The following is an 11468-nucleotide window of genomic DNA, read 5'->3' as shown; positions in this document are numbered from 1 at the left end:
ACCGTGTGCACTGTTCGGACAACTGTTGCCGAGACGGGTACAAGCCGAACTGTGTGAACGGTATGAAATGTGTAGACTGTTCGATCGGCATCGCTCCCGAGCGATCGACCGACTGCCCGATCCGGCTACGATGTGCAAGCGGCGAACAGCGTGTACACGGTGGAAACATTGTATGATGTCCAGTTGAGATCGAGCCAGTCTGCTGTGGCGAGTAACACGCCTATCATTCAAGCAATCGGACTTAACAGTAGCGGAAAACAGTCTGCACATTCTACACAGTCTACACCGTGTGCTTATCGGATCGATCCACACCGTGTGAACTGTGTTTCAGTATCGTCGTTTAGGCCGGCTTTGGAGCGACATAACGCAGCTGTGGGTTGGAACGATCTATCGAGAGGTGTGAGAATTTTACACAGTGTAGACTGTTTACACAGTGTAGACTGTACGCACCGCAGAGAGCGTTCGGACAGTTCGTGAACCAAAACCGAGTGCCGACCGACCCACACTCGAGACTCGAGTGTCGTCGCAACTGCTGTGCGAACAGCGACGAAATGTTTACACAGTGTAAGCTGTCTACACAGTGTATTGTGGCAGCTGGGACGAGCACCAACAGACAGTTGGCGCTTCGCAGACAGTTCGAACGTTTCACACTGTGTGAGAAGTGTGAACTGTTTAGCCGGAGAGTGACGAGCGAACACCCACAACAGTGATGGCCGGCATGGAACGCGTGCGAGGCCAATATTCAAGGGACAGTGTTCGGAGTATACTGATATATGAACGTGTCGCAGGCGTCGGCGGTGATGGGTCGGTGAGCGACCAGCGCGAGATTCTGGTGGGTGAGACGGACGACGGAACGGACCTTCATCTTCCCGTCGTCGAGTTGCTGACTGGCCGTGGGTTCGTCACCGGAAAATCAGGATCGGGGAAGTCAAACACCGCGTCGGTCATCGCCGAGGAGTTACTCGAGGCGGGCTTTCCGCTGTTGATCGTCGACACCGACGGGGAGTACTACGGGCTCAAAGAGGAGTACGAGATGCTCCATGCCGGGGCTGACGAGGAGTGTGATATCCAGATCGGGCCGGAACACGCTGAGCAGATGGCCTCGCTGGCGCTCGAGGAGAACGTCCCTGTAATCCTCGACGTCTCGGGCTACCTCGACGAGGAGGTTGCGGACGAACTCTTACGAAAGATAGCCCGCCAGCTGTTCGTCAAAGAGAAGAAGTTGAAAAAGCCCTTCCTGCTGGTCGTCGAGGAGGTCCACGAGTACATTCCGGAGGGTGGCGGTGTCGGCGAAACGGGGAACCTGTTGATCAAGATCAGCAAGCGCGGGCGCAAGCACGGGCTCGGCATCCTCGGGATCAGTCAGCGCCCGGCCGACGTCAAGAAGGATTTCATCACGCAGGCGAACTGGCTCGTCTGGCATCGGTTGACATGGGACAACGACACCAAGGTCGTCGGGCGAATCATCGACACCGAGTACGCGGAGTTAGTCTCGGACCTCAACGACGGACAGGCGTTCGTCCAGACCGACTGGACTGAGATCGACGTCCGCAAGGTCCAGTTCCGTCGCAAGCGGACCTTCGACGCGGGCGCGACGCCCGGCCTCGACGACTTCGAACGTCCTGAGCTGAAGTCCGTCTCCGATGCACTCGTCGGCGACCTCCAAGATATCTCGGATCGAAAGCAACGTGAAGAAGACCGGATCCTCGAACTCGAGAACAAACTCGAGAAAAAGAACAAACGCATCGAGACTCTGGAGACCGAACTCGAATCGGCGCGGGACGTCTCGAGTGCGGCCAAACAGATGGCGGATGCGCTGACGGGATCGAACACTGTCCAGACGCAGCTGCCAGCCGACGAGCAGCGGCGACTCCACGACGAACTCCACGCACTCGAGACTGAACGGGACGAACTCGAAGCAGCCCTCGCGGAAAAAGACGAGCGGATTGAGACGCTCGAGGCGAAACTCGCGTCACGAACGGAGACGATAGCACGGCTCCGTGAGGAAAACGAACGGCTGCAGGACCGAGTGCGCGAACTCGAGCACGAGACGGAGCCGGGGAAGGCAGCGCCGGAATCGGCATCGACCGCCGAGTCGACGATCATTCAGGCCGGCGGTGACGATATCGAGTTCGGCTACACGCCGTTCGCGGAGTCGAGGTCGGGCAATGAGTCTGCCGAGGCAGACATCGACGAGCACACGACGACCACCCCACCAGCGTCGGCGATTCACGAGGACTGCTTCGATGGGGAGTGGATCAACGACCGACTTGCGCGGGCGGCCGGTCAATCCCAGTGTACGGTGGCGACGGCACGAAAAGCACTGGTCGTGTTGGCCCGAAACGAGGCCCTCGAGACGGCCACCGTCGCCGACAGCGTCGAACGATCAACGGTCGCAGTCCAGAGTCTGCTCTCGGAGCTGCGGACCGAAGGAGTTCTCGACCGACCCGCAGAGCGAACCTACACGCTCGCCGACGACGTCCAAGCGGAACTGAACACGGTGGCGAACGCTGAGTAAACGTTCAGGCTACTGATTCAGGCCCGGCCTACAGCGTCGGTTCCGACTACGAGGGTGTCAATCGGACGCGACGTGCTGCGACAACTGCTCGCCGACGGCGTCGATCGTCCCGGGGTCGAGTTGCTGGTGGATGGGCAACACGATAATCTCCCGAGCCAACGTCGTCGCAACGTCGTACGTCGGATCGTCGACGACGGCACTCGAGAGTCGCGGCCAGGTGTGTGCGCCATCGACACCACAGCGCTCGAGGTCTTCGAGCAACTGTTGTGGGGCATCGGTTCGAACCGGGAAGACCTGCGGACAGATACCTTCGGGGAGCAACTCGTAGAGAACCTCGGCGTCGGCGCGTGATTCGAGGAGACGCTGCCACGCGCGGTAGTTTTCGCGCCGGCGTGCTCGGATCGGCTGGGAATCGGTGTGTTCGACGATATGCGCCGAGAGTTTCGACATCTGGGTTTTGCCGGCTTCGTACCGGGTTTTCGGACCGGGAACCGAGAGTGAAGGGCCACGGCTGGCAACGAATTCGTCGACCGATCGCTGGATCGTCTCGTTCACCCCGAGCAGATTCGAGACGAGCGACTTGAGGACGAACAGACAGTCGTCGGTTCCGAACTGCGTCCGGATGCCGGCGAACGACGACGGCTCGAGCCGTGCAGCGACGGCGGGATCGTTGCAGTAGAGGACCGCACCGTCGGGAATCGGGAGCAGTTTCCAGAGACTGGACACGCCGAGGTCGCCGCGAGTCCCCAGTAAGGTACCGTTATCGACGCTGATCGGGGAGTGGGCATTGTCGTCGATGTGGTAGCAGTCGTACTCCTCGACGAGCGAGATGAACTCTTCGAGTCCGGGCTGTGGAAAGCCGAAGTAGTTGACCGACATGACCGCGACGGTGTCGTCGTCGAGCCGTCGTTCAACGTCGGCGAGATCCGGCGCGAGGGTTTCTTCAACGCAGTAGTACCGAACCTCAAGTTCGAGATCGACCAGCGCCTCGGCGATCGCATCGGGAAGGTAGGCGGGAACGAGAACGTTTTCGCCGGGTTCGACGAGCCCGGCGAGGCCGTCGTACAGTGCGGCCTTCCCGGAGCCGTAAAACGAAATATCGGCCGCCGACCGCTCGAGCACCGATCGAATATCGGTTGCCTCCGGCTCGGAGAGCGATCGGATAGACAGCGATGGATGTTCACTGATCATCTGTGTCTCTGTCAGTCCACTGTCCTAATGTCAACATAGAGACTATAGAACGACGTAGACGAACACGAAGTATAGTGATTGGGACGATACTGGCGACAGGCGTACAAACAGGGGCTGCTTACAGACCAGGTTCGATTACTCACACGATTCGGTGTCATGAACGCAGTCTGTGCCTACAGGGCAAAACAGTCGGATAACAAAATCACGGTAGGCTGTGGGAGTCCACTATGAGAGCTTCGGCCGACGAAACTGACCTTCGCCTCCTCGTTGTTGGGCTCGACGCTGGCTGCCGTTCGATCCTCGAGCCACTGTTCGAGGCGGACGAGACTCCAACACTCCAGCGACTGTTCGAGACTGGAACCAGCGGCGCCCTCGAGTCGCAGATCCCGCCTTGGACGGCGAGCGCGTGGCCGTCGATGTACACGGGGAAGAACCCGGGCAAACACGGCGTCTTCGATTTCCTCTCGTTCGACGGTTACGACTGGGACGTCGTCAACTCGACCCACGTTCGGGAACGACCGGTCTGGGAGTTGCTGAGCGAGCACGGGATCTCGAGCGTCGTCGTCAACGTCCCCGTCACCCATCCACCCACGTCGTTCGACGGCGCGCTGATTCCGGGCATGACCGCACCGGAAGATCCGACCTGTCATCCGGAGGGGATTCTCGAGGACGTGAAACTGGCCTGTGGAGACTATCACGTCTACCCACAGAGCACCGACGCGTCGGACCGGTCGATCGAGGGCTACGAACAGACGATCGACCGACGCGGGAAGGCGTTTCGCTACCTGTGTCGGCGGGTCGATCCCGGTTTCGGCTTCCTCCAGTTCCAACAGACCGACACCGTGTTCCACGAACGGCCGGGAGACAAGGAAGCGATCGAAGCCGTCTACCGTGCGGTCGACCAGCAACTCGCGGAAACGATCGAGACGACCGATCCGGACAACATCCTGGTCGTCAGCGATCACGGGATGGGCAAAGTGACCGGAACGGAGTTTCGGGTCAACGAGTTCTTCCGCGAGCAGGGCCTGCTCGCAGCCAAAAGCGGCGGCGAGGGAATGCCGACCTGGTCGAAAGCGTGGGAAAACGACCTGCTCGAGGGTGAAGATGCTGGCCAACACGACGAAAGTGCCCTCGAGCAGCTGATGAACGTCGCCGCAACGTTCGGCGTGACGACCCAGCGAGTCGCGAGCGCCCTCGATACGGTCGGCCTGAAAGAACCGATCGGCAGCCGGGTACCGAACGACATAATCCGGGCCGCGAGCGAACAGGTCGACTTTCCGGAATCGGAGGTGTACGTCCGCTCCAAGAGCGAACTGGGCGTCCGGATCAACCTCGAGGGACGGGAGCCGAACGGACAGGTGCCGGAATCGGAGTACGAGTCGGTCCGGGCGGAGCTGATCGACCAGCTTTCAGCTGTGCGAACGCCCGACGGCGACCCCGTCTTCGAGGCGGTCGAACCGCGGGAGACGTACTTCGAAGGGCCACACGTCGATAACGGGCCCGACATTCTGACCGTGCCCGCTGCGTTCGATAACGCGATCGTCGCCGACGTCGGCATCGACCAGTTCGGCGAGCCGATGGAGTCGTGGAACCACAAGCAAACGGGTGTCGTCGCCGCCACGGGTAACGAGTTCGACGAGTCGGTGACGATTCAAGGAGCGACGATCTTCGACGTCGCGCCGACGATCTGTACGTTGTTCGACGTTCCGATCGACGAAGCGATGGACGGAACGACACTCCCGGTCATCGACGGTGGGACGGAGGCGTCGTATCCCGCCTACGAGCCCGATCCAATCCGCGCGACCGACGACACGGCCGTCGAAGATCGACTCTCGGATCTGGGGTATCTCTAACGATGGGTATCGAGGTAACCGTACTCGATCCACAGACCGACGCCGACGAGTGGAACCGCTACGTCGAGCGATCGGACGGCACCAACCCGTTCTACCGGGCCGAAGCGCTGCGACTGCAGGCCGACGACACCGGATCGACGCTACACATGCTGGCCGGATTCAAAGGACAGGAAGCCGTCGGTCTCTTTCCCGTCTTCGAGTACAGCAAAGGCCCGATCACGGGTGCATTCTCACCGGCCCCCTTCTCGTGGTCGTGTTACCTCGGCCCGTCCCTGCTGAACGTCGACAAACTCAAACAACGGAAGGCCGATCGTCGAACAAAACGATTCCTCGAGGGGAGTCTCGAGTGGATCGAACAGGAGATTTCGCCGCTGTACTCGAAGTTCGTCGCCGCCGAGTTCGACGACGTGCGGCCGTTCATCTGGAACGGCTACGAGGTTGAGCCCGGCTACACCTACGTCGTCGATCTCGAGGACGACGAGGAGACGCTGTTGAAACGGTTTAGCAGCGACGCGCGAAACAACATTCGGAACGCCGACGAGGACGCCTACGTCATCGAAGAAGGCGACAACGACGACGTCGAACGCATCGTCAACCAGGTCGCACAGCGATACGAAAACCAGGGCCAGTCGTTCCAGTTGAGTCCGACGTTCGCACGGTCGGTTCACGAAGCTCTCCCCGACGGCTCGATTCGACCCTATGTCTGTCGCGTCGACGGCGAGTTCGTCGGGGGCATCTTAGTCGTCGAGTCGGAGACGACCAGATATCGATGGCAAGGCGGCGTCAAACCGGATACCGAGATCGACCTTCCGATCAACGACCTCCTCGACTGGCACGTCATGCGCGACGGCCTCCACGACGGCCTCGAGCGGTACGATCTCGTCGGTGCCGGCGTGCCGAGTATCAACCGGTACAAAGCGAAGTTCAACCCTCGCCTCGAACTCCACTACGAGATCACGTCGGGGGCGTTCGGTCTCGATCTGCTGGTGGATCGGTACCGGAAACGGTAGCCGACCACCCGGGCTGCGATCAGTCGACGATTCTGTACTTCGATTGACGGGCGTCCTCGAGCGAGATACGACTGGTGACCAGGTCCTCGTTCTCGAGTTTACCGATTCCGTACCGGACGGTCCGAGGACAGAGGCGGGACTCCGTCGCGATCTCCTCTTGTGTCATGGATCCTTCGTATTCGAGAACTTTGTAGACGAGTTTCGAACTCGGCGGCAACTCGGTCAGTGACGTCGACGAGTCCGAATCGGCAGTCTCCCCCTCGAGTTCGGGCTCGGATTCGGTTGCACTCATTGGTGAGTTCGCCGGCGGTCGGTTTCGGTTCGCACACTGCAGTGGGGCAGCGCTCGGTCGGTCCGGACGGACAGTTTTGCGACCGGCCACCCCCTGATCGAACTGAGAGACGACGCGGTCCGTCGACGGCGCGATACTGGAGTCATTATCAGGTGACACCGACGCGGGTCCGCCGTATATACGATACAGACAGTTCAGAAATATAGGGAGCGGCTAACGACAGGACAGGCAGGGTATGACCGGTCTCGAGCGTCGTCAGCGAGGACCAACTGCTGTCACGAGCTCTCGGTGCGATCGTGACCGTGCTGTGGCCGTTCCGTCTCGACCCAGCATTTCGTCCACCACAACGCAGTCGTTTCACGAATCAAAACCGCTCTATGAACACCTGAAACGAGTTCCACATCACACTGTCCGTTGAGACGTCAGTCCCAGAGCAGTGTGTCCGTTGCACGTCGACATCAAAGACACACGGTCGTGGACCGATAGTAGCATCTGAAACGAATTACTCTATAGTAGCCGCTAAACGTCAGTGCACATCCGATCGCACGACGGGAGTGCAGTTCGGAGCGTGCGCGATTCGAAGCGAACGAGGTGGGCGAGACCGCAGGAAAGCGAACGGGGAGGAACGCCTATAAGCGAGAACCGCGGACAGTGCGATCGGTGTGGAACCCGTTTCAGTTGGTACTATCGAGCCAGTCGATGTCGATCTGGCGGTTGTACGAGGCGACAGAAGACGGCGTCGTCAACAGAACACGCGCTCGAGAATCGTTATCGTCGTTCTTTCGGAATGAAATCGGACGTTTTCATCTCTCGGTACGTCGCACAGTCAGGACAAGCGTGGACGACGTCACGATTGTCCCCAAAGACACGAGCAAACTGCCGAGTGACCTGGTTCCCACAGTTGACACATCGAGGGGCAGTCGTTTGCTGACCAGACGTCATCGGTGTCCACTTCGTATCAGTTGGTTCCGTCGACATCATCAACTCGTAGCCACAGAACGGTATTTACTATAGACAGCATAATCAAGATAAATGCGAGTCCATCCCAATTCAATCCGTGACAGTCATCGATAGAAGACTGTTCGGAAAACAGCAGTGTCAGCGTTTTACACGGCGGTAATACGTGATTTACATCCGATAATATCTCGTTTTATGGGAGTACTTACGGTCGGATCGACTCGAGTTCGAGCGACGATTCACGGTCGTCACACGAGTCTCGACCGACGGTAAATCGAGCTGAAAAGTGGGTGCTATTCACCCGACACCTCTTCCAGTGTGAGTCGGAAGAGATTCCACGGGACTCGACCTGACCAGACAGACGGTCGAACCATCGGAACACCGACTGTCAGTGTGCCGTCACTCCCACGTGTTGCCTTTATATGGTGGTGTGGTGCCTGCCTAGGTGGAGAGGACGGCTCGACAGACAGCGTGGCAGTTCTCTCCAGGGCGATTGCGCTTCGTTCGAGTGCGGGTCGGTGCCGGCGACGCCGTCCGGATCCGAGTCTACGGGGGTGGTCCGGGTCCGACGGCATCGATGGCTCGTACTCGAGGTTCGACCGAGAGGCGAGCACGAAGCCAGCGACGTCCTCGAGCGAGCCGAACGGACGACAGGAACGGCACAGGAGCGACGGCGGTCGGACGTGAAAACGCAATCCGGAATCAACGCGAAACGACACGACAGGGGTGAGAGCCTATTCGACGGTGACGCTTTTGGCGAGATTACGCGGTTTGTCGATCGGTCGATCGAGGAGGTCAGCGGCGTAGTACGAGACCAGTTGTAACTGGACGTTTGCGAGCAGCCCCGCAAGGTCGGGCGCGGTTTCGGGTATCGAGAGGTGTTCGTCGGCAACGTCGACCGCACGGTGATCGTCGGGACAGACCGCGATCACCGGCGCACCGCGGGTCTGTGCCTCCTCGGCGTTTTTGAGCGTTTTCTCGTCTTCCTCACCGGTGAAGACGGCGAAGACGGGTGTCTCTGGCGTGACGAGCGCCAGCGGACCGTGTTTGAGCTCACCCGAGGCGAAGCCCTCGGCGTGCTCGTAGGTGATCTCTTTGAACTTCAACGCGCCCTCGAGCGCCACCGAGAACCCGAGTCCCCGACCGATGAAGAAGTACGACTGACTGTGTGCGTACTGCTCAGCGAGAGCGTCGGCCTCGGAAGTCTCGAGCAGACCGTCGATCGCATCGGGCATCGCAGCGAGCTCCGGCAGGAGCGCCTCGAGATCGGCCGGCGGCTCGCCGTGGTGGTCGGCAGCGATACACTGGCCGAGCAATAACAGCATGACCGCCTGCGAGGAGAACGTCTTGGTCGCGGCGACGCCGATTTCCGGCCCGGCACGGATAAACAGCGCCTGGTCGGCCTCGCGGGCAGCCGTCGAGCCGACGACGTTCGTGACCGTCACCGTCGTCGCCCCCTCGGCGTTGGCCTGTCGCAGCGCGTTCAGCGTATCGGCCGTCTCGCCGCTCTGGGTGACCGCGACGACCAGCGTGTCGTCGTCGACCGGTGGGGCCGAAACGCTGTACTCGTTTGCGAGCAGCGCCGTCGATCGAATCCCGGCCTGGTTCAGTGCGAGTGAGCCGTACAGTGCCGCGTGATAAGACGTTCCGCAGGCGATAAACTGGACGCTCTCGACGTCGGCAAACGTTCCCGGCTCGAAATCCGAGAGCGCGATCCGTTCGTTCTCGGGATCGATTCGGCCCTCGAGGGCCTGTGCCAGCGACGTCGGCTGCTCGTGTATCTCCTTCAGCATGAAGTGATCGAACTCGCCTTTGCCGGCCTGTTCGGGGTCCCACTCGATCGTTTCGGGTTCGCGGACGACCGGATTCCCCTCGAGGTCGGTGAACTCGACGCCGCCGTCGTCGACGATGACGACGTCGCCGTCCTCGAGATAGACCACGCTGTCCGTATATTCGAGAAACGCCGGCACGTCGCTCGCGAGGAAGTACTCGCCGTCTTCCATACCAACGACGAGCGGCGAGCCTTGCCGGGCAGCGTAGAGGACGTGCTCGCCCGACAGCATCGCCGTCACGGCGTAACTCCCCTCGAGTTCGTCGATCGCGCGGCGAAACGCCGCTTCGTTTTCCATGCCGTCGTCGAGGTAGAACTGGATGAGATGCGGGATGACCTCGGTGTCGGTGTCGCTAGTGAACTCGTGGCCGTGGTCGGCGAGCCGGGATTTGAGCTCGGCGTAGTTCTCGATGATACCGTTGTGGACGACCGCGACGTCTTTCGTGCCGTCGGTATGGGGATGGGCGTTCGCGTCGGTCGGCGGCCCGTGGGTACTCCAGCGTGTGTGGCCGATGCCGACCTCGCCCTCGAGCGGCGCGTCACCGATCGATTCTTTCAGTTCATCGACCTTGCCGGATCTCTTCTGGACGTCGATGCCGGATCCGTTCTGGACGGCGATACCGGCCGAATCGTACCCACGATACTCGAGGTTCTCGAGGCCAGTCAGCAGCGGCTCTAAGGCGTTTCCATCGCCGACCCGACCGATAATTCCACACATCGGTCACTCACCCACCGTGAACGTGTTCGGTGACACGCTCACAGACCGACGGAGTAGTTTTCGAACTCGACCTCGAACGAACGCGGGGAGGGTATCGAACGGTCGCCCGTGACAGACGTGATGGCGTCATAGGTAGTTGTTCGCCCGTGGCGACTGTTCGAGATGGCAAACGGTGCACGGACATGATACGGACCTCCCCATCTGCCGCCATTACTATAGACGGACTACTAGCGACGGTAGTTAGCAGGTAACAGGCCATCTCGGGTCGATTTCGAAACAGGTCTGCACCAGAAACAGTATTACCTTCGGACCGATTTTCGAAATATACGTACGGTTTTCATCGATTTTACCGCGAGAGATGGTTCAAAACGCGGCTCGAAACAGAGTATGTCAACCAAACAGGCTGACAAGATTCGAGTATGGACCCACAACCACTGATCTCGGCGGCCAACTCGAAACGTGGTTTTTCGACCAGCGACTGGTTCGAAAATATTCACCGGCTTCCGTTCGTCGGTTGGGTCTCATCGGTCGCTTCGTGAGGGTGAAAACGAGCCCACACCCAATGCGTTGGGTGCGGACGTCGCAGGCGAGCACGGCTGCATTGCTGGCGTGACGGGCCAGCATCAGGACCGGTTCGGACGAGAAACGAGTGCTCGACTATTCGGTCAGTGGCAGGAAAATCCCGAAGATCCAGGGCGTAACGAAACTGATGACGAGCCCGACTCCTTCGGAGTAGGTGAACAGCGTGTTCTGCCACGCGGGCAGGTCACCGAACACGGCGTGACCGAGTATCTCACCACTTGCACCGAAAAGCAGCAATCCGAGACCGAACAGGAACCCAGCTTTGGTTAGAAAGCTATAATCGAGGTTACCATATCGTCCCATGAGAGGCAGTACGATACACCGATATAATAATCGTGGCTATCGTCGCGCGTTTGTACAGATACTTCGACGGGGCGTCTCGAGTCCAACGGCCGGTATTAGCCGGCAGCGTCTGAAATGTACGTATATTCGAATTCAGTTCTCAGAATGATATGTTTTATTACTCACCCGTTCATTTTTGGCGATGATTACGGTATTGATGCTCGAGGGATATCG

8 protein-coding genes are annotated in these 11468 nt (G+C 59.7%); 3 read left to right on the top strand and 5 right to left on the bottom strand.

What is annotated here, in order from left to right; all coding sequences use genetic code 11:
- Positions 1 to 808 precede the first annotated feature (808 nt).
- Positions 809 to 2518, top strand: coding sequence for a helicase HerA domain-containing protein (locus GCU68_RS21040; protein WP_227015158.1), 1710 nt, complete (start codon positions 809 to 811; stop codon positions 2516 to 2518).
- Positions 2519 to 2575: 57 nt separating this feature from the next.
- On the opposite strand, the gene GCU68_RS21035 is transcribed toward GCU68_RS21040, so the two are convergent.
- Positions 2576 to 3709, bottom strand: a complete 1134-nt coding sequence (locus GCU68_RS21035) for a DegT/DnrJ/EryC1/StrS family aminotransferase (RefSeq protein WP_152944602.1) — start codon at positions 3707 to 3709, stop codon at positions 2576 to 2578.
- Between the two features lie 227 nt (positions 3710 to 3936).
- Between GCU68_RS21035 and GCU68_RS21030 the strand changes: the two genes are divergently transcribed.
- Complete coding sequence (locus tag GCU68_RS21030; RefSeq protein WP_152944601.1) at positions 3937 to 5562, top strand: alkaline phosphatase family protein; 1626 nt, start codon at positions 3937 to 3939, stop codon at positions 5560 to 5562.
- 2 nt (positions 5563 to 5564) lie between these two features.
- On the top strand, positions 5565 to 6572 hold the full coding sequence (locus tag GCU68_RS21025) for a lipid II:glycine glycyltransferase FemX (RefSeq protein ID WP_152944600.1): 1008 nt from the start codon (positions 5565 to 5567) through the stop codon (positions 6570 to 6572).
- A 19-nt stretch (positions 6573 to 6591) separates the two neighbouring features.
- Here GCU68_RS21025 and GCU68_RS21020 read toward each other — a convergent pair whose 3' ends face one another.
- From GCU68_RS21020 to GCU68_RS21005, 4 genes are all read right to left on the bottom strand, one after another.
- Complete coding sequence (locus tag GCU68_RS21020) at positions 6592 to 6864, bottom strand: ATP-binding protein (RefSeq protein WP_152944599.1); 273 nt, start codon at positions 6862 to 6864, stop codon at positions 6592 to 6594.
- Positions 6865 to 7632: 768 nt separating this feature from the next.
- Positions 7633 to 7842 carry a DUF7563 family protein gene (locus GCU68_RS21900; RefSeq protein WP_076609276.1) on the bottom strand — a complete coding sequence of 70 codons (210 nt, stop codon included), beginning with the start codon at positions 7840 to 7842 and terminating at the stop codon, positions 7633 to 7635.
- A gap of 713 nt (positions 7843 to 8555) precedes the next feature.
- Positions 8556 to 10370 (bottom strand): glutamine--fructose-6-phosphate transaminase (isomerizing), encoded by a 1815-nt coding sequence (gene glmS / locus GCU68_RS21010; RefSeq protein ID WP_152944598.1) that lies wholly within the window; start codon positions 10368 to 10370, stop codon positions 8556 to 8558.
- 657 nt (positions 10371 to 11027) lie between these two features.
- Positions 11028 to 11255 (bottom strand): DUF7860 family protein, encoded by a 228-nt coding sequence (locus tag GCU68_RS21005; protein ID WP_152944597.1) that lies wholly within the window; start codon positions 11253 to 11255, stop codon positions 11028 to 11030.
- Positions 11256 to 11468 lie beyond the last annotated feature (213 nt).

Source organism: Natronorubrum aibiense (assembly GCF_009392895.1).
GTDB lineage: Archaea > Halobacteriota > Halobacteria > Halobacteriales > Natrialbaceae > Natronorubrum > Natronorubrum aibiense.
Note: the sequence above shows the minus strand (reverse complement) of the source record. Positions and strands in the feature narration are given on the sequence as shown.